This is a genomic window from Halobaculum marinum (assembly GCF_029338555.1).
Taxonomy (GTDB): domain Archaea; phylum Halobacteriota; class Halobacteria; order Halobacteriales; family Haloferacaceae; genus Halobaculum; species Halobaculum marinum.
The window spans coordinates 2,122,213-2,141,087 of the sequence record NZ_CP119989.1 but is presented as its reverse complement, the minus strand read 5'-3'; the positions used below and the strand labels follow the sequence as shown (position 1 = coordinate 2,141,087).

Here is an 18,875-nt window from a genome sequence, read left to right as displayed (position 1 = left end):
AGCGTTCCGAATCGGTCGCCCCGGCCACAACGAGTTTATCTCGGGCTCCGCTCGCCGAACGCATGGGAGAGACCACCGACGGGAGCGGCGGCACAGTCACCGAAACCGAGCGTGTGAGGGGGATCGGTGAGCGCGTCTCGCTGGCAGGCGGCGCGGTCGCCGGCGTCGGCGCGTACCTCATCGGCTACCTCGCGACGTACGTGACGCAGTCGGGGGCGGTCCGCGACCGCCTCGCGGGGCTGAACGCCCTCGCCAGTCTGTTCGGCGGCGACCCCGTCGCCGCGTGGCAGGGGGTCGGGTGGTACTTCTACAACGCCCACTTCGTCGCGACGGTCGTGCCGTCGTTCGGCGGCACGCGGACGGTCGATCTGATCGCGAGCGCCGACGCGTCCGTCGGGTACCTGTACGTACTCCCGCCGCTCGCGCTGTTCGTCGCCGGCGCGGCGGTCGCGTTTCTCGACGGTGCGAGCGACCCGACCGACGGCGCGCTCGCGGCGCTCGGTGTCGTCCCGGCGTACTTCGTGCTCGCACTCGCGGGAGCGTTCCTGTTCGCCTACGGCGCCGGCGACGCCGGCAGCGTCCACCCGGAGTACGTCACCGCCGCGCTCCTGGCTGGACTCGTCTACCCGGTCGTCTTCGGTGGCATCGGCGGCGCCGTCGGTGGCGTCGTCGGTGGCGACTGAGCAGACTCAGAGGTCGCGGGCGACCATCTCGCCCCAGTGCTCGAAGCCGTAGCGGTCGTAGAACGCCTTCGCGCGGTCGTTCTCGCGGTCCACGTCCAGCACCATTCTGTCGAGCGGGAGGTCCTGCGCACGCGCCGTATCGAGCGCCGCGTCCATGAGGGCGTCCGCGACGCCGGTGCCGCGGTACGCGGGGCGGACGTACACCTCGTTCAACACGGCGGCGTCCCAGACGAACGACAGCGACTCCGGGAGCACGAACACGTAGCCCGCGAGGTCGTGGTCGTCGTCGCCGTCGCCGTCTCCTGCCGTCTCCGCCACCGTCACCGTCGCCGCCTGCTCGTCGACGCAGCGACCGACCCACGCGAGCCACCGCCGGCGGTACTCGTCGGTCAACTTCGCCTCGTACTTCGCAGCCTTCTCGTCGCCGCCGGTGCCGTCGCCCAGCCCCGTCTCGAAGCCGCCCTTCAACGCCCACAGCGCGTCTGCGTCGCTGGAGTCGTACGGCCGAACCGTGGGGGCGCCGTCGGTCGAGTCGTCCATACCCGCACCTCCCCGCGCGGCCGAATCAACCCCGCGGTCGGGGCACGGGTGGCCGCGTCACTCGCGGGCGACGCGGGCGAACCGCGCCGCGAGCACGCCCACCCCCGTCGCCACGAGCAGGAGTTGCCAGCCCGCCCACACCAGCGGGAACACGCGCTCGACGTCTGCGGGTTCGGCTCCCGGAGACGGGTCGACGCCGGTCGAGTAGTGGAGGGTCTCGGTCGTGCGGACTTCCTCCGGGGCGAGGGTGACGAACGTCTGGAAGAAGCCGCGTTGGTTCGACAGCCCCGCCCGCCCGTTGAGCGTGTAAAACTGGTCGTGGAGCGGCCAGAACAAGTTCACGCCGTTGGCGACGTAGTCGAGGCCGACCCCGGCGACCGCGAAGCCGACGAGCGCCACCCACGCGACGTGGGGAGCGTGCTCGCCCCACCGCGCGGCGAGCCACGAGTCGTCACGGGCCCGCGTGTCGTAGACGAGTGTGGCGACCGCCAACGCGGGCAGCAGGGCGTTGTGTCCCAGCGACCGGTGCGCCCCGGCGAGGAACGGCGAGACGAACGAGTCCAGGTCCGGGAGGACGGCGGCGACGAGGACGACGGCGACGGCACGGCGACAGAACGCCGACTCACGCAGGAGGGCCGCGGCCAACAGCGCGGCAAGCGCCACGTGGACGAGCGTCGATGGCACGGTCGTGGTGAGGGGCGGCGGCGACATGGCCGTTTCGCACGGAGGGCTGGGTGCGTGCGAGCGTCCCCTCCACGCTCCGACACGCTTACACACGGCGCTGTCCACCTCGCGAGTATGACCGTGGGCGAGGAACCGGGAGAGACGCGCGCACAGCTCGCCCGCCGTATCGCCGGGGAGATCACCCTCTCAGACGACCCCGGCGCGACCTTACGCAAGTGGCGGACGGACTTCGACGTCTCCCAGACGGACCTGGCCGGGCGGATGGGCGTCTCCTCGTCTGTGATCTCCGACTACGAGAGCGGGCGCCGCGAGTCTCCGGGGATCGGCCTCGTCTCACGCGTCGTCGAGGCGCTGCTCGACATCGACGAGGCGCGCGGCGGCGCGCGCATCCGGCAGTTCGCACGCGTCGTCTCGGCGGGGTTCGAGTCCGATATCGTCCGCGACATCCGCGAGTACCCGACGGCCATCCCGACCGAGCGGGTGTACGAGGCGCTCGGCGCCACCGAGATCACGCCGGGCGACCGCGACACGGTGAACGGCCACACCGTGATCAACTCCATCGAGGCGATCACCTCCCTCTCGTCCGAGGAGTTCTACCGGCTGTACGGCCAGTCGACCGACCGCGCGCTCGTGTTCACGGGCGTCACCCGCGGGGAGTCGCCGCTCGTGGCGCTGCGCGTCGTCACGCCCACGCCGAACGCGGTGATCCTCCACGGACTCGACGAGGAGGCGCTGTGGGACCACGCCGCCGCGCTCGCGCAGGTGGACGGCTTCTCGCTGGCCGTCTCGACGGCACCGTTGGAGCCGGCGCTCGAAGAACTCCGGACGCTGTAGGTCGCCGCTGTCGACCGGCCCCGGCGGCTCAGCGGTTCGACTCGACGAACTCGACGAGTTGGTCGGCGCCGACGAACCCCTCCGCGAGTCGGTCGACCTCGACAGGCTCACCGTCGGCACCAGCCTCGAACAGCGCCAGCGTCGGGACCGAGCGGATCGTGTGCTCGCTGACCAGCGGCGGGTCGTCGCGGGGGTTCACCAGCAGGATCGGCACGTCGGCGTTGCGCGCGACGCCGCCCAAGACGGGCTCGATGCTCTGACAGATCGAACAGCCGTCGGTGTAGAAGTCGACGAGGACGAGGTCCGACTCGGCGACGGCGTCGCGAAGCGTCTCGGGGAACTCGTGTGCGTCGACGTCGCGCGGCTTCGGAGTCGCTGGCGCGTCGTCTGCTGTGGGAGCGGAGTCGCTCATAGTGAGCAGTCGCGACCGCGAGCAAAAGGCGTTGCAGTCGTGTGTGCGAGGTGCGCACCGCCGCGGCGCGTCGGGGTGGTCCCCGAGTGGTCCCGAGTGGTGGCGTGAGCGCGACGTTACTCGACGTAGTCGTACTTGCGCTCGCTCATGCGGCCCCAGCCGGTGAACACGAACTCACCCTCGGGCTGGGTGAACTCCTCCAGTTCGACGTCCATGTCGTGGTTGTGGCGGTCGTGGACCTTCTCGTACTCGTCGTACGAGAGGTCGTAGCGGCGCTCCATCTGGTCGTCGATGTTGAGCGCCTCGATCTGCTCGCGCCAGCCGTCGGCGACCGTCTCGGCGTGAATCTCCGCCTGCGCACCCGAGCCGTAGGAGGCGACGAGCAGCTTCTGGCCCGCTAGGTCGACGTCGTTCTCCGCGGCGTGACGCAGCGCAGAGGCGCGTGCGATGTGGACGGAGCCGGTGTACCAGTTACCGACCTGCCGAGAGATGTTCAGCGTCGGGTCGATGGTGTCGGCGTACCACGACTGGTACTCCTCGGTCCCCTTCAGGTCGTCCATGTACCCGCGGATGGCCTCCTCGTACTCCTCCCAGGAGTCGAAGTCGTCCTCTCGGGGTTGGCGCCCGATACGCCCCTCCAGCGCGTCTTCGATCTCGGTGTCGCGGATCATGTGCCGGTAGCCGAGCAGGCCCGCCTTGCGAACCATTCCGGGGAAGGGCGTGTGGTACGGGATGTACGCGAAGTCCTCGGGGTGGGTGTCCCACGCGACGGACTCGAAGTCCTCCAGCGCCTCGCGCATCCGCGCGAGGTACACCTGCATCGAGCGCTTGCCGTCGACGCTGGGGAACTGCTGGTTCGGCTTGAGGAAGTCCGTCTCGTCGGCGCTGCCGTACCCCTGCTCGGTCGACAGTTCGACGATCGAGGGGTCCTCGGAGATGAGCATCGCCACGGCGCCGGCGCCCTGCGTCGCCTCACCGGGGTCGCCGCGGGCGTACAGGGCGGTGTCGGTCGCGATGACCAGCGCCGAGCGACCGCGGTGGCGCCCCGCCTTGATCCAGTTGTACGCGTCGTCGATCGACTGCGTCCCGGCGACGCACGCGAACTTCCGCTCGCCTTTGTTCGCGTGGTGGAAGTCGCCCTCGTACACCTGTTCGAGGCAGCCGGCGATGTACGTCGAGACGGGCTTGGAGTTGTCGAACGCCGACTCGGTCGCCACGTCGATACGACCGATGTCGTCGGGCGCGAGCCCCTCGCGGTCCATCAGGCGCTTGGCGGCGTTGGCGCCCATCGTGACGATGTCCTCGTACGCGTCCGGGAACGAGGACGTCTCCAACCCGAGCCCCTTCGTGTACTTCTCGGGGTCCTCACCCTTGGCCGGCGCGAACGTCTCCGGGAGGTCCAGTTGGAGCTTCCCGGTCCAGATCTCGATCGCGTCGATGCCGACTGCTGTCATGGGCGGGCCTAGGCGAAACTGGGTTGTTAGTCTGTCGATGATCGTGTACGTCGATCGTCGAAACCATCGGCCCCCGGTCACGGGGCGTCCAGCCGTGTTCCTACGGGCCGGTCCCGTCCGCGGTGTCGGTGAGGATCCGTGCGTCGACGACCGCGCCGTCGGGACCGTAAACGAGGATTGCGACCGTGAACGGTTCGTTGAACCCGTACGTGCCGTCCAAGTCGACGTTGCTCCCGGTGCGTTGGGTCCGCGTCACGCTCAGTTTGCCGCCGTTCCCGGTCGAGACGACCACGAGTCTGGTCTGCTGGTAGTCACCCGCGGAGGCGCTGTAGTCGAACCGGTAGCGTGGCCCCTGACCGTTGTTACTCCGGTCTTCGACCGTCGAACTCGACAACGACGCGGTGGTGCCCGTGCTCAGGTCGTCGTTGCCGGCGGGGTTCGCGGCGTCCGCGAGGTCGCCGACGGTGCGCGACGCCGCGACGTACTCGCCGCCCGCCCCGTCGTCGTACACGACACGGACGGTCACGTCGTAGCTGTCGCCGGCGCCGAAGGTACTCGTGTACGTCAGCCCGCCGCGCGTCCCGGCCTTCTGGAGCGTCTGTGACGCGCTGGGTGAGTCGGTGTTCTCGTAGACGACCTCCACGCGGTCGAACGAGGCGTTCGTGTTCGTGACCGCGTACGACCCGACGTACTCGACGCGGCTCTGGTCGGCGTGCGAGAGGTCGTCCAGTCGGAACGCGATAGACGGGGTGGCTCCACCGCCACCACCGCCGTCGCCACCTCCACCGCCGTCTCCGCCACCGGCGTCGACGTCACAGGTCGCCGACTCCTGGCGGTTCAACCCCACGAAGTACTGCTCGCTCGACGAGTCGCTGAACTCGTACGTCGACACGAAGAACTCGTCTTGGTCGAGCGTGTTGTCGAAGTTGTAGCAGACGTACCGCGTCGTATTCGGAGTGAACTCGATGGTCGCGTTCTGGAAGGGGCCGCCGATGTCCAACGTCGGCGACTCAGCGGCCGTCGTCAACTCCGCCTCCGTGGGGTTGTTGCCGCCCGTCGCCGCGTAGAAGTTGATCCGGACCTGGTCGGCGTCCACCGTCGTCTCTCCGCGGTTCTCCAGTTCGAGCACGGCGACCGAGCCGTCGCTTTGCTTGCGGTAGGAGTCGACGAGCACCACCGAGTCAGACGGGTTCGGGTTGCCCCCGCCGCCCGCATCGCCCGCACCGCCCGCGCCACCGTTCACTGCGACGGTGACGTTCGCGTCGGCGGCCGTCGTCGCGTCGAACCCACCGAGGCCGTCGTAGCTGAACCGTAGTTCCTCCTCTCCGGTGTCGCCGGGCGTGTACTCGAACACGGCGAGGCCGTCGGCGTCGGTCGCGAGCGACGTCGCCGCGAACGTCCCGGAGCCGTTCGTCTCGGCGGTCACCGTCGTGCCCTCGACGGGGTTGCCGAACCGGTCGCGCACCTCGACGAACACCTCGCGGGTCGTCCCGTTGGAGACGGTCGTCGGGGCGCGCTCGACCGCGACGTACGCGGGGTCCGGGTCGGCGTCGGCGGCGGTCCCCGATCCCACCGACACCACGGCGACGCCGAGCGAGTACGTCCGGGAGTCGTTGAGGTGGATGGTCACCGTTCCCGGCGACGCGCCCGGCGTCACGTCCTCGACGAAGGGGTTGTCGTCGACGTCCAACAGCTCCTCCCCGCGCCAGGCGGCGGGGCCGCGCGTCGACGGCACCGTGACGTTCATCGTTCCCTTCACCCGCTCGCGACGGGTGACGACACTCACCGCGGTCGGGTCGACCGACGCCGTCGTGACGCCACTGGCCGAGAGGTTCCCCTCGATGACGACCAACGTGATCCGGTCGCCGTCGACGAGACGCTGTCCAGAGAGATTGAGCGTCGCGCCCGACGGGAACTCGTTGAACAGCACGCCAGACTCGTAGCGCGTCGTCGGTGCGTCGCGGTGGGCGTTGTACCGCGGCTCGTACGTGAGGACCGCCGTGTCGAAGGCCACGCCGCTGTCCCAGTAGTCGGCGGCCTCGTCGTCGACCGAGCCACCGGGGGCCAGGACGGTGACGTTCTCGAGCGCGGCGTCGCCGACGGACCTGTTGGTCGCGAGGCGTCCGCTGGCCGGCGGCGGGTTCACGAACAGCGTCCGACTCGGGTAGCGCGTCCCGAGTGCCACCGACGTTGGCGCCGACTCGCCGACGCGACCGGCGGCGCTGATGCTGTTCGACAGGTGGAGCATGTCGGTCTGGACCTCCTGGTTGTGGAGGAACTCGACCTCTGCGTTCTGGTCGGGGACGACGGCAGCCTGGTAGGTGGAGAGCGCGACGATCAAGAACCCGAAGAGGATCACCGCGCCGATTTGGACCGTCACGGCGCGGTCGCGGCCCCCGGCTGTGTCCCCCCGATCCGTCATGCGACCGTGTAGCCCCAGGCCCGTGATAAGCGTGCGGGACCGGGTATCAGATCGGAGGGCGCCACGCGGGCGGCGTTACTCGTCTTCCTCGACGACCTCGGGGTCGGCCATCGCCGACTGGAGCGAGTCGAGTCCGTTGACCCACTCCGAGACGAGGCCGTACTCGAGGTCCTCGACGGCGTCCATCGGCAGCTCCTCGCCGTCGATGATCAGCGTGCCGGCCTGGACGAGGAAGCCGAGCGCGGCGTCGACGTCTTCGTCGGCCTCCGCGGCGGCGGCGGCCTCCACGTACTCGGCGACGGTCCCCTCCTCGACGGGGCCACCGAGCACGTACTCCTCGGCGGTGTAGAAGACGCACACGAGGCTGGTCTGGACGCCGTCGATCAGCATCGTCTTCTCCTCACTGTCCATCTCGACTTCGGCGAGGACGATGTCGCGGATCTCCGCCAGTTCGTCGATCGCCTCCTCCTCGCCGAGGCGGTCCTCGTCGTACGCGGCGACGATCTTGGCGACTGCGATCGCGGTGTCGTCCTGAAGATTGAGCAACAACCGCGCGGAGTCCTCGTTCTCGGGGTCGAGGTCCTCCTCTGCCACGCGGTCGAGCCAGTTCTGCCACCGATCGTCGGTGTAGAACGTCTCCTCGGATTCGCTCATACCCCAACGTCTGGGTCTGTGTTGATATGCCTTTCTTCTCCCCGAACAGCGGCGAATCACGCTCCCCTCTCCGGGTTTTCGAGGCTGATCCGCGGCAACGCGTCACGGGATCGCGGCGACCGCTGCCGACACTTGGATGCCAGCCGGTCGTCGGTCGTCGGTCGACAGAGGACAGTCGGCGGCCGGGAGTCACTCTCACTCGGCGTCGACCAGCGTCGCCTCCGTGTCGATGTCGTACACTGCTCGCGGCGTCTCGACGTGCGCGTTGGCGACCGCTTCGTCGTACCCTTCGTCCAACAGCCACCGCACTCGTCGGGGCACCGTCTTCGGCCCCATCACCATCCCCGGCTTCTCGGGGTCGTCGACGAAGTCCGTCTCCATGAGGAACGGGTCGCCCGCCTCGGCGGCGCGGCGCAGGCGGTCCTTCTCGCTCATCACGCTCGGCGTCGGCCCGGCGAGTCGCCCGGCGGCGTAGTGTTTCACGACGCGCGCCGGGTCCATCCCGGCGTCGCTCGCCCAGTCGGCGATGTCGGTGAGGTCTTCGCTCGCTTCCGTGTGGAGTTGGACCGCACAGTCGAGGTCGGCGCCGTGGTCGAACGCGTGACGCATCACCGCGTTCGAGGCGTCCCACACCGCGTCCGACACCTCGTAGTGTGGCCGCCCCGACTTGAGGCCGAGCGCGCGCCCCTCGGCGACGAACTCGGCGGCGACGTCGATGCCGGCCTGCATCAGGTCACGCGCCTCGGTCGGGTCGTACCCCTCGTCGTCGACGAGTCGCGAGACGAGTCCTGGATGGACGCCGAGCACGGGCCACGCACGGCCGCGGAGGCGGTCGGTGGCCTCGCGGGCGGCGGCGACGGTCGTCTCGAACACCGGTCGGAAGTCCTCGCGGTCCGACGGGACGGGACCGAGGTGCCACGACGGCTTGTTCACGACGATCAAGTGGGTGCCACCGAGGCGGGCGAAGTCGTCGACGGCGGCCATCCCGCGACCGTGGTCGGGGTCGAGGTGGAGGTGGTCGTCCAGCACCGGCGTCCCGAGGTCCTCGCTCATACCTACCGTTGGGCGGACGGGGGCGAAAAGCCAGCGACACCCAGCGGGGCACCACGGGTGACGGAGTCGACGATGAGACGCCCATCGACCGCGACTGGCCGGCGCCCCTCAGAAGTCAGAACGGCGTTCGCCCGCGAGCGACGACGCCGGACCCCCCGTCGGGACCGGTCCAGACCAGTCGCACGTTCGTCCCCGGCGGGACGCCCTTGACGATGATATCGTCACCGCCGGTCAGCGGATACCTGGTCTTGAGTGCGGTCTCCTGTTGGCCGCTTTCGGCGACAAGCGTGACGTTCTCGGTGTTCTGCTTGGTGATCGTCTGGCCGCCGTAGATGGTCGCGACGACCTCGTACTCGTTGCCGTCCTGGATGTACGTGAACTCCACCGACAGCGCGGGCGGTCCGGCCCCAAGACCGCCCGAGAACCCGAGCATCGCCGCACCGAGCACCGCCGCGAGCAACACCGCGATAGCGACCATGGTGACCGTCGCGATAACAGGCGTGACCGCTCTGTCTCGCCGGTCGTCGTGCGGTGGTGTCGCTGACATGGGTGTGGTCGATCGGGTCCCCCAGCGACCTCCCGACTGTTCGATGCTGTCCCGGTCACGAACTTAACCGCGTCGGCGCCGTTCTCAGGCGTGATATCGATCGGTGCAGTCGCTCGATTCCGGCGGCGTTGGAACCGGAAGGTGCGTTTAGCGCCCCATCCGACGACTCGTTCATATGATCTCCCTCGACGATCGACTGGTGGCAGAGGACGTCTACCGCTTCGGGACGACCCGAATCGGGTGGTACGTCGTCGCGGACGACGAAGCGCTCACCGTCGTCGACGCTGGCCTCCCCGGCCACTGGCGGCAGTTGGTGGACGGCGTTACGGATCTGGGGTACGAACTGACGGCCGTCGAAGCCGTACTGCTCACCCACGGTGACGCCGACCACGTCGGTATTGCGGAGTGGCTCCGGCGAGCGGTCGACGCACCCGTGTACCTCCACCCGGCGGACGCCGACCTGGCGTGCGGTGGGCCGCCCGGTTTGCCACCGACGGCCCTGCTACGGTCGCTGTGGCGCCCCGCCACGCTCGCGTACGTCGCCGAGGTGATCCGGTCGGGGGTGCGGCGGGTGCCACCGCTGAGGACGTTCGAACCGATCGCCGACGGCGACGTGCTCGACGTCCCGGGTCGCCCGCGCGTCGTCCACCTGCCGGGCCACACCGCTGGGTCGTGTGCGTTCCACTTCGCCGACCACGGGGTGCTCTGCTGCGGTGACGCCGCGTTCACGCTGGACGTCCGTACCGGCGAGCAGACCGCTCCACGGGTGCTCCCACCGATTCACTACGACGCTGCCCAGGCGAGACGGTCGGTGCAGACGCTCGCCGAGTTCGGCGACGCGGTGCTCCTCCCCGGCCACGGCGACCCGTGGGAGGGCGACGTGTCGGCCGCGGGCCGCACCGACACCGACGCCGAGACGATTCCAGGGCCGACCACGCCGCGGGGGTCCACATGAGTGACCGGACCGATCCGCCGTCCTCGGCCGCATTCACGACCGACGTTCTCGGACGAGAAGGAGTGCCGTCGACCGCGGTGGGCGGGTCCGAACTCGGGCAGGTCGCCGCCACGCTCGACGTGTGGCGGGCGAAGTGGGCCAGCCGTGCGGCCATCGACGCGCGGCGGCGCCGCCGACTCGACCGCCACCTCGCGTTCGTTCGCCGCCAGTCGCGGTTCTACGCACGACACTGGGCGGACGTGCCGGAGGGGACGACGGACCTCCGGGCGTACCCACCGGTGACGAAGCCGACGCTGATGGCGAACTTCGACGACGTGGTGACCGACACCGCGGTGACGAAGGCGGGTGTCGACGCCTTCGTCGCCGACGAGTCGACGATCGGCGAGCGCTTCCTCGGTCGCTACCCGGTGTGGCTCACCTCGGGGACGACGGGCGAGCCCGGGGTGTTCCTCCACGACGACCTGTCGCTCCGGCTCATCAACGTCCTCCCGGACCGCTGGATCGTCGGGTCGATCGCCGCGAGCCCGACGGCCCTGACGCGATTCCTCCGGAACGGCGCTCGCGCCGCCGAGATCGCCGTCACCGGTGGGCACTTCGCTGGCGCCTCCGGGGTGGCACTGATGGAGCGGGAGTCTACGCTGCTTCACAACCGTGGTCGTCTCCTGTCGCCGACCCGGCCCATCGACGAGTTGATCCAAGAGTTAGAAGCGTTCCAGCCCGCGATCCTCGTCGGCTACGCGACAGTCCTCGTGGAACTCGCGCGCGCCCAGCGAGCGGGTCGTCTCCACATCGACCCGGCGTTCGTCGGCCCGACCGCCGAACCGATCACGAACGATCAGAAGCGCGACCTCCGCGAGGCGTTCGGCTGTGTCGTCCGCGAACTGTACGGGTCCACGGAGTGCTTCCCGCTCGCCGTGGAGTGCGAGCGGGGGAACCTCCACGCCAACACCGACTGGTTCGTGGTCGAACCCGTCGACGACGACTACGAGCCGGTTCCCGCGGGCGAGCCATCCGATACGGTGCTCGTCACGAACCTCGGCAACCGGATCATGCCCCTCGTGCGGTACGACCTGGGCGACAGCGTGACGATGCACGACTGGGAGTGCCCGTGTGGGAGTGGGTTCCCCGTGCTCGAAGTCGAGGGGCGCCAGGGGTCGGTCCTGCAGTTCGAGACCGACGCGGGCGCGTCGGTTCCGGTGTTCCCGCTGGCACTCTCGACGGTAGTCGAAGAGGTTCCCGGCGTCCGCCGGGCACAGGTCGTTCGGACGGGCGAGCGGACACTTCGGGTCCATCTCGACGTGACCGGGGACGCCGACCCCGGCGCGGTTCGCGAGCGCGTCGACACGGACCTGACGGCGTTCTTCGCCGACCAGGGCGTCGCGGACCTGACGGTCGAGCACGCCGAGGATCCGCCGGCTCGGGTTCCGACGAGCGGGAAGTTCCGCCACGTGTGGTCGGAGTACGACGACTGAGCCGACGCCCGCGGGCCGGTGTCCGCAACCACTAAACGCGCCTCGCACCCACCTTCGGTAATGACCGACTGGACGGAGACGTACCGCCCGTCCTCGCTCTCGGAACTCCGGGGCAACGACAAGGCGGTGAAGGGGGTCCGCGAGTGGGCCGACACGTGGGACGACCACCGCGAGGCGCTCGTCCTGCACGGCTCGCCCGGCGTCGGCAAGACCTCCGCGGCGCACGCGCTGGCGGCCGACATGGGGTGGGAGACAGTGGAGTTGAACGCCTCCGACCAGCGGACCGCGGACGTGATCGAACGCTACGCCGGTCGCGCGGCGAACAACGCGACCCTCGGTGGGTCCTCCGGCGGCGACGACACCGGCGGGCGCCAACTCGTCATCCTCGACGAGGCGGACAACATCCACGGCAACTACGACCGCGGCGGGAAGAGCGCCGTCACGTCACTCGTGAAGAGCGCGGGCCAGCCGGTGGTCCTCATCGCGAACCAGTACTACGACATGAGTCGCGGGCTGCGCAACGCGACCCAGGACATCGAGTTCCGGGACGTGGGCAAGCGCTCCATCGTCCCCGTCCTGCGCGACATCTGCCGCAAGGAGGGAATCGAGTTCGATTCGGACGCACTCGACCGCATCGCCGAGCGCAACAGCGGCGACCTCCGCGGCGCCGTCAACGACCTCCAAGCGGTCGCCGACGGCAGAGACCACCTCACGCTGGAGGACGTGATCACCGGCGACCGCGACCGCTCGATGGACATCTTCCCGTTCCTCGACCTCGTGCTCAAGGAGGGCACCTCCGCGCAGGAGGCGCTCCAGTCCAGCTACGACGTGGACGAGACGCCCGACGACCTGACGAAGTGGATCGAGGACAATATGCTGAAAGTGTACGACGCGGAGGAGGCCACCCGCGCGTACGACTACCTCGCCGACGCCGACGTGTGGCTCGGGCGCGTGTGGGCCTCCCAGAACTACTCGTACTGGCGCTACGCCGGCGACAACCTCTCGGCGGGCGTCGCCGCCGCTCGCGACGGCACGAAAGGCGGGTGGACGCGCTGGGGCCGGCCCCAGTTCTACCACTCCACCTCGAACACGAGCGACGATGTCGTGCGCGCCATCGCCGAGCGTGGCGGCTTCTCGATGGACACCGCACGCCGTGTCGTCCTCCCGTACCTCCAGGCGATGACCCACCACTGCAAGCCCCGCGATCTGACGGTCGCGATGGCCGCAGCCTACGAGTTCGAGGAGGCGCACGTCTCGCTCGTCACCGGGTCGGGGGAGACGACGAACAAGGTGCAGTCCATCGTCGAGGACGCGGAGGAACTCCGCGCCGAACAGATGGAGGCGCACTCCGGCGGCGCGTTCGCCGGCGTCGCACCGAGCACCGAAGCCGAGGCGAACGGCGGTGACGACGGTGCGGAGTCCGACGACGGACAGACGAGTCTCGCGGACGCCGCGGGCGACGGTGACGGTGACGACGACGGTGACGAGGACGAGCGCGTCGCAGACCCGGAGGCCGCCGAGGAAGACGACGGGCAGTCGGGCCTGTCGGACTTCATGTGATGGGAGACTCGTCCCGTCCGAGAAGACGCCGTCCACACACCGGACCGGCTGGTGTCGCACGGAGCCGTCGGGCGGTTCTCCGCCTCGCCGCCGCGACGGGAGTCGCTGCCACGGGGTCGTCGCTGGCTGGCTGCGTCGGCAACGGCGGCGGTCCCCCCACCGTGGACGTGACCGTCGTCAACGACTCCGACGAATCGCTGACGTACACAGTCACCGTCTCCGACAGCGACACCGGTGTCGAGGTCGACACCGTCGAGGGGACGCTCGAACGAACCGCCGAGACGACACACGAGGTCACGCTTCCGGAGGCGACCCACACGTACGAGTTCGCCGTGACTGTCGCCGGCGAGACGTTTCGACGGAGTGTATCCGGAAGTGGGCTGTACAGCGTCGAGGCGGTCGTCGAGGACGGTCCCGCCGTTCGGTTCACCGTGACCGCCACCTGATCCCCACGCTGCGGTAGCCATATGCCGCGGGCGACCGTCGCCGGTCGCATGCAAGCGGCCGTCCTCCGCGAGTACGGGGAGCCACTCGACGTGACCGACGTACCGGAACCGGATCTGGAACCCCACGGCGTCGTCGTCGACGTCGAGGCGTGCGGCATCTGTCGCTCCGACTGGCACGCGTGGATGGGCCACGGCGAGTGGGCCGACGACCAGGTGCCCACAGACTTCGTCCTCGGGCACGAGCCCGCCGGCACTGTCGTCGCGGTCGGCGAACGGGTCCGCTCTGTCGCCGAGGGCGACCGCGTCGCTGTCCCGTTCAACCTCGGCTGTGGCGCCTGCGCGGAGTGCACGAACGGCCACGGAAACACCTGTCTCGACGGCCGGGCGCTCGGCTTCGAGCACGCCGCACCTGGAGCGTTCGCAGAGCGCGTCCACCTGCCGTACGCTGACTACAACGCCATGCGTCTCCCGGAGGGGGTCGCCGCCCGCGACGTGGCCGCGCTCGGTTGTCGGTTCATGACGGCGTACCACGCGCTCGAACATCGCGCCGTCGTCGGCGCGGGCGAGTGGGTCGCCGTCCACGGCTGCGGCGGCGTCGGCCTCTCGGCGGTCCACGTGGCCGACGCGCTCGGCGCCCGTGTGATCGCGGTCGACATCGACGACGGGGCGCTGGAGCGGGCGAGCGCCGCAGGCGCCGACGAGACTGTCCGGGCGGACGAGGGAGTGGACGTACCAACCGCAATCGAAGCGATCACCGGTCGCGGCGCACACGTCTCGCTGGACGCGCTCGGACGTGCGGAGACGTGCCGCAACTCGGTCGATTGCCTCCGCGAGCGCGGCACCCACGTGCAGGTGGGGCTGACGACCGACGCCGAACAAGGGGTGGTGTCGCTCCCGACGGACGCGATGACCCGCTGGGAGGTCGACTTCCTCGGATCGCGTGGGATGCCGCCGACACGCTACGACGAACTGCTGGGCCTGTTGGAGGCCGGGGATCTGGACCCGGGTACGCTCGTCGGTCGGGAGGTCGGACTCGACGAGGTGCCGGAGCGGCTGGCCGCGATGACGACGTACGACACCGAGGGTGTCGAAGTCCTGACGTTCTGAGGTGACCACGGCGATACGGTGGCTGTCCGTGGCGACGGTGCGCTACGCTCGGGGGTCCGTCGTCGCGTCGTAGCGTGCGGCCATCCGGTGGAAGAACAGGAACATCAGCGCTATCGAGGCAACGGTCCCGACCGCCGTGGCGACTGGCCGGCGGTGGAGGGCGGCCCGGAGCGTCCACAGGTTCACCAGCCCGCCGACCCCGACGCACGCGACGTCGACCCTCGAAGAGAACAGCCCCCGATCCAGCCACGCGCGTTCACCGCGAACCACTCGCGTTGCCCACGCGTCGTCGGTCTCTGGCGGTGGCACGACGAAGATGTTCGCGACGAGCGAGAGGAGGACGACCCCACCCAACGGGCGGCTCCGCCGATACACTGCCGAGACGAACACGGGGTACAGGAGGACGAGCCACCAGACGCTGACCGGACTCTCGTGTCGACGCCAGAGCGACTCGCCGACGACTCCGGGACGATGCGGACGCATGTCACGGATCTATCCGGACCCGGCTTCAATCTGCCTGCGGCCACGGCCGGTGCGCCGTCGGAACGGTCACGGTCCGGTCGTTTCCGTGCAGTCGGGCACGTCGAGCCAGCAGTGACCCACCGTTCGCCGAACGAGTCCGATGCCGCTCGGCAGGAGTTGCGGGAGAAAATCGTGGAGTGACGCCGGTGTCGCCTACAGCAACTTCGAGAGGAACCGCTGACCGCGCTCGGTCGTCGGCTGCTCGAAGAACTGCGCGGGCGGCGTCCGCTCGACGATTTCGCCGTCGGCCATCAGGGTGATCGTGTCGGCGACCTCGCGGGCGAAGCCCATCTCGTGGGTGACGACCATCATGGTCATCCCCTCGTCGGCGAGGTCGCGCATGACCTCCAGCACTTCCCCGACGAGTTCGGGGTCGAGCGCGCTGGTCACCTCGTCGAACAGCATGACCTCGGGGTCCATCGCCAACGCGCGGGCGATGGCGACCCGCTGTTGTTGGCCGCCCGAGAGCTGACTCGGATACGAGCCGGTCTGGTTGCCGAGGCCGACCCGTTCCAACAGGTCGCGCGCCTCAGCTTCGGCCTGCTCGCGCTTCACGCCCTTCACCTTGATCGGGGCGAGCGAGACGTTCTCCAGCGCCGTCTTGTGCGGGAAGAGGTTGAACGACTGGAACACCATCCCGATGCGCTGACGGAGGCGGTTGATGTCCGCGTCCGGGTCGGTGAGCGGGACGCCGTCGAGTCGGATCTCCCCGGACTGGATCTCCTCCAGTCGGTTCGTACAACGCAGCAGCGTCGACTTCCCGGAGCCGGAGGGACCGATGACGACGGCCACCTCCTGTTCTTGGATCTCCAGGTCGATGTCCTTCAGCACGTGCGTCTCGCCGAAGTACTTGTTCACCTGCTCGAACTCGAGGAGTGCCATCAGTCGTCACCTCCGTGGGTCGCGGGGTCGGCGCGCTCTTCCAGCGTCCGGATCACCTTCCCGAGCGGGACGGTGATCATCAGGTACGCGATTGCGACGAGGACGATGGGCGTCCACGCGTCGAACGTCGCGGAGTTGATCTGCCGGAACGCGGAGAGGAGTTCGGGGATCGCCAGCACCGTCAGCAGCGACGTGTCCTTCACGAGGATCACCTGGTCGTTCCCGATGGCCGCCAGCGAGTTGCGCCACGCCTGTGGGAGGATGACCTCACGCATCGACTGGATGTAGCTCATCCCCAGCGAGCGGGCGGCCTCCATCTGGCCGTCCGGGATCGACTCGATGCCGCCCCGGAGCGCCTCGCCGACGTACGCGGCGTGGTTCAGCGTGAGGCCGATGACCGCCGCGTAGTAGTTGAACCCCTGGATGGGGAACTGTCCCGGCGGCCACAGCTGTGGCACGCCGAGGTAGATGACGAACAGTTGGAACAGTAACGGCGTCCCGCGGAAGAACTCGATGTAGCTCTTCGCGATCGAACTCGTCACCCGCGTCTGGGAGACGCGCGCGAGGCCGACCATGACGCCAGCGATCACCGACAGCACGCTCGAGATCACGACGATCCCGATGACGCGCAGGAACGCGAACGTGAACTGCGGGTAGACGATGTTGACCAGCAGCGCGTAGTCGACCTGCACGAACAGGATGTACCCGATAAACAGCGCGACGCCGAGCGCGAACACCGACGTCCCGACGACACCGAGCCGCCGGAAGGTGCGGTCGTTCAGCTGTTCGAGGAAGCCGCGGTCCCGCTCGGCCGCGCGCCCGGTGTCTGTCGCCATCGACGGTTACCCGGCGAAGTAGTCGCTGTAGATGTCGTCGTACGTGCCGTTCTCCTTGATCGTCGCGAGCGCGCCGTTGACCTCTTCGCGGAGGTCGTCGTCGTCCTGGCGGAACGCGATGCCGTAGTTCTCGACTGTGAGCGTGAGGTACGGCGGCGCCTCCTGGCCGGCCTCGCTGGCCGCGCCTTCGCCCTCGACGAAGCGGACCTGGCCCTCGCCCTCGCCGTTGACGAACTCGGCGCTGACGGTGTTGTCGTTGATGACGCAGTCGACCTGGTTGTTCAGCAGGGCGCTGAACGCGTCGGGGATCTGGTCGTACTCGTTGATCTCCAGGTCGCCGCCGAGCTCTTCCTTGAGCTCTTGGGCGGCGGCGGCGCCGGTCGTCCCCTTCTGGACGCCCGCGCGGGCACCTGCGAGGTCCTCCTTCGCGGAGATGTCCGAGTCCTCGCGGACGACGATGGTCTGGTACGCCGTGAAGTACGGGTCAGAGAAGTCGACCTCTTCGGCGCGCTCGTCGTTGATCGTCATCGCGGACATGATGACGCGGAAGTTCCCGTTGTTCAGCGACGGGATGATCGTGTCGAACGACGTCTGGACGAACTCGTGCTCGTAGCCGAGTTCGTCGGTGAACACCGCCTGCGCGATGTCGACGTCGAAGCCGGTGAGCTCGCCGTCGGTCGTCTCGTACTCGAACGGCCGGTACGGGATGTCCGAGCCGATGGTGATGGTCTCGCTGCCGCCACCGCCGCCGAGGCAGCCGGTGAGCGCGAGGCCGGCGCCTGCTGCGCCGGCGGACTTGATGTAGGTACGTCTATCCATGGCAATGGATCGTACTCCCGCCCGGCTATTTGTCCCCTTCGGTGGGTTGTAATCTCGTAAAATTTGCCGATCGCCCACCAGCGACGAGACCCCAGTCGGGGCGTTCAGTCGTCGGTGGAGCCGTACACCGGCTGTTCGACCTCCGGTTCGACCCCCCGGAGCATCCACGCGGCGCCAGCCGTCGACAGCACCGCCAACGCGACGACGAGCCAGTTTACGAAGCGCACGCCCGCCGAGTAGACGACGATGTCGCGCCCGAGCACCATGCCGACGAACAGCAACGCGGCGGCGGCGCCGGTCGCCGCCCGCGGCAGCAGTTCCCCGAGTTCGCCGAGCCACATCGTCGCCGCCAGCAGGCTCCCGAACGCGAGCAGGGTGACGGCGTAGAACACGGCCTGCTCGGGCGGGCTGTACGAAGAGACGGGGTCGATGCGGGAGAACACCCACCCGACGAGCAGCGCCGCCAGCGCGACGCCGACGGCGATCCGACTCCGCGCGAGCGCGTCACGGGAGTACCGGTTCTGGTACGCCGTCAGCGTCGTGTACGACAACAGCGCGAAGATGGAGAACCCCGTCAGGAAGTGCGCCGCGTGCACCGGGGCGGAGTAGCCGCCGGGGAGCGCCCCGTTCAGGGTGACGGTGATCGCGCCGAAGATCGCCTGCATCGGCGTGAGAACGGTCGCGAGCGTCACGGCGTAGCGAGTGCGGGGAGCGAGCACGTCGCGGTCGAGCCACGCCCACACCGCCGCGCCGAGGATGAAGAACCCGGTGATCATCGCCCACAGCCGGTGGAACCACTCGATGAACGACGGGATCGACTGCGGGAGCACGCCGCCGTCGCACAGCGGCCACTGTTGGGCACACGCCAGTCCGGCGCCGGTCGCGGCGGTGTAGATGCCGAGCGAGATGAGCGTCAGCGCCATCCCGGTCGTGAACGCCGCGTACCGACGGAACGAGAGCCAGTCGGGTCCGCGTGACATTGGTCTGTAGTCG

General features: G+C 69.1%; 20 protein-coding genes. 7 read left to right on the top strand and 13 right to left on the bottom strand.

The features are described 5' to 3' along the window. The first annotated feature begins 62 nt into the window (after positions 1 to 62). On the top strand, positions 63 to 683 hold the full coding sequence (locus tag P0R32_RS11120) for a DUF7978 family protein (RefSeq protein ID WP_276237066.1): 621 nt from the start codon (positions 63 to 65) through the stop codon (positions 681 to 683). Positions 684 to 689: 6 nt separating this feature from the next. On the opposite strand, the gene P0R32_RS11115 is transcribed toward P0R32_RS11120, so the two are convergent. Continuing rightward, complete coding sequence (locus tag P0R32_RS11115; RefSeq protein WP_276237064.1) at positions 690 to 1,223, bottom strand: GNAT family N-acetyltransferase; 534 nt, start codon at positions 1,221 to 1,223, stop codon at positions 690 to 692. 57 nt (positions 1,224 to 1,280) lie between these two features. Continuing rightward, positions 1,281 to 1,907: a metal-dependent hydrolase gene (locus P0R32_RS11110; protein ID WP_276237063.1), complete on the bottom strand. Its 627-nt coding sequence runs from the start codon at positions 1,905 to 1,907 to the stop codon at positions 1,281 to 1,283. Between the two features lie 114 nt (positions 1,908 to 2,021). On the opposite strand from P0R32_RS11110, the gene P0R32_RS11105 reads away from it, so the two are divergent. Then, positions 2,022 to 2,741: a helix-turn-helix domain-containing protein gene (locus tag P0R32_RS11105; RefSeq protein WP_276237062.1), complete on the top strand. Its 720-nt coding sequence runs from the start codon at positions 2,022 to 2,024 to the stop codon at positions 2,739 to 2,741. Positions 2,742 to 2,769: 28 nt separating this feature from the next. On the opposite strand, the gene P0R32_RS11100 is transcribed toward P0R32_RS11105, so the two are convergent. The 6 genes from P0R32_RS11100 to P0R32_RS11075 form a co-directional block, all read right to left on the bottom strand. Continuing rightward, positions 2,770 to 3,153, bottom strand: a complete 384-nt coding sequence (locus P0R32_RS11100) for a thioredoxin family protein (protein WP_276237061.1) — start codon at positions 3,151 to 3,153, stop codon at positions 2,770 to 2,772. 116 nt (positions 3,154 to 3,269) lie between these two features. Further along, complete coding sequence (hmgB, locus tag P0R32_RS11095) at positions 3,270 to 4,607, bottom strand: hydroxymethylglutaryl-CoA synthase (RefSeq protein WP_276237060.1); 1,338 nt, start codon at positions 4,605 to 4,607, stop codon at positions 3,270 to 3,272. 100 nt (positions 4,608 to 4,707) lie between these two features. Further along, the gene (locus tag P0R32_RS11090) at positions 4,708 to 7,029 is read right to left on the bottom strand and encodes an Ig-like domain-containing protein (protein ID WP_276237059.1); all 2,322 of its coding nucleotides are present in this window, start codon (positions 7,027 to 7,029) and stop codon (positions 4,708 to 4,710) included. A 75-nt stretch (positions 7,030 to 7,104) separates the two neighbouring features. Continuing rightward, complete coding sequence (locus P0R32_RS11085; RefSeq protein ID WP_276237058.1) at positions 7,105 to 7,683, bottom strand: DUF2150 family protein; 579 nt, start codon at positions 7,681 to 7,683, stop codon at positions 7,105 to 7,107. Between the two features lie 195 nt (positions 7,684 to 7,878). Then, entirely contained in the window at positions 7,879 to 8,736 is an 858-nt protein-coding gene (locus P0R32_RS11080) for a TatD family hydrolase (protein WP_276237057.1), read from the bottom strand. A gap of 115 nt (positions 8,737 to 8,851) precedes the next feature. Then, on the bottom strand, positions 8,852 to 9,214 hold the full coding sequence (locus tag P0R32_RS11075; protein ID WP_276237056.1) for a type IV pilin N-terminal domain-containing protein: 363 nt from the start codon (positions 9,212 to 9,214) through the stop codon (positions 8,852 to 8,854). A 244-nt stretch (positions 9,215 to 9,458) separates the two neighbouring features. On the opposite strand from P0R32_RS11075, the gene P0R32_RS11070 reads away from it, so the two are divergent. The 5 genes from P0R32_RS11070 (at position 9,459) to P0R32_RS11050 (ending at position 14,823) form a co-directional block, all read left to right on the top strand. Next, positions 9,459 to 10,238, top strand: a complete 780-nt coding sequence (locus tag P0R32_RS11070) for an MBL fold metallo-hydrolase (RefSeq protein ID WP_276237054.1) — start codon at positions 9,459 to 9,461, stop codon at positions 10,236 to 10,238. Further along, on the top strand, positions 10,235 to 11,710 hold the full coding sequence (locus P0R32_RS11065; RefSeq protein WP_276237052.1) for a phenylacetate--CoA ligase family protein: 1,476 nt from the start codon (positions 10,235 to 10,237) through the stop codon (positions 11,708 to 11,710). Before P0R32_RS11070 ends, P0R32_RS11065 begins: the two co-directional genes overlap by 4 nt. A 60-nt stretch (positions 11,711 to 11,770) precedes the next feature. Continuing rightward, positions 11,771 to 13,270, top strand: a complete 1,500-nt coding sequence (locus tag P0R32_RS11060; protein ID WP_276237051.1) for a replication factor C large subunit — start codon at positions 11,771 to 11,773, stop codon at positions 13,268 to 13,270. A 161-nt stretch (positions 13,271 to 13,431) separates the two neighbouring features. Next, positions 13,432 to 13,716 carry a hypothetical protein gene (locus P0R32_RS11055; protein ID WP_276237050.1) on the top strand — a complete coding sequence of 95 codons (285 nt, stop codon included), beginning with the start codon at positions 13,432 to 13,434 and terminating at the stop codon, positions 13,714 to 13,716. Between the two features lie 48 nt (positions 13,717 to 13,764). Beyond that, complete coding sequence (locus P0R32_RS11050; RefSeq protein ID WP_276237048.1) at positions 13,765 to 14,823, top strand: zinc-dependent alcohol dehydrogenase family protein; 1,059 nt, start codon at positions 13,765 to 13,767, stop codon at positions 14,821 to 14,823. A gap of 42 nt (positions 14,824 to 14,865) precedes the next feature. Here the strand turns inward: P0R32_RS11050 and P0R32_RS11045 are convergent, their stop codons facing one another. From P0R32_RS11045 to P0R32_RS11025, 5 genes are all read right to left on the bottom strand, one after another. Further along, on the bottom strand, positions 14,866 to 15,306 hold the full coding sequence (locus P0R32_RS11045; protein WP_276237047.1) for a DUF6653 family protein: 441 nt from the start codon (positions 15,304 to 15,306) through the stop codon (positions 14,866 to 14,868). A 192-nt stretch (positions 15,307 to 15,498) separates the two neighbouring features. Next, on the bottom strand, positions 15,499 to 16,227 hold the full coding sequence (locus P0R32_RS11040; RefSeq protein WP_276237045.1) for an amino acid ABC transporter ATP-binding protein: 729 nt from the start codon (positions 16,225 to 16,227) through the stop codon (positions 15,499 to 15,501). Continuing rightward, entirely contained in the window at positions 16,227 to 17,063 is an 837-nt protein-coding gene (locus P0R32_RS11035) for an amino acid ABC transporter permease (RefSeq protein WP_276237044.1), read from the bottom strand. Before P0R32_RS11035 ends, P0R32_RS11040 begins: the two co-directional genes overlap by 1 nt. A gap of 6 nt (positions 17,064 to 17,069) precedes the next feature. Next, positions 17,070 to 17,882 carry a basic amino acid ABC transporter substrate-binding protein gene (locus P0R32_RS11030; protein WP_276237043.1) on the bottom strand — a complete coding sequence of 271 codons (813 nt, stop codon included), beginning with the start codon at positions 17,880 to 17,882 and terminating at the stop codon, positions 17,070 to 17,072. Positions 17,883 to 17,986: 104 nt separating this feature from the next. Then, positions 17,987 to 18,862 (bottom strand): COX15/CtaA family protein, encoded by an 876-nt coding sequence (locus P0R32_RS11025; RefSeq protein ID WP_276237042.1) that lies wholly within the window; start codon positions 18,860 to 18,862, stop codon positions 17,987 to 17,989. Positions 18,863 to 18,875: the final 13 nt, after the last annotated feature.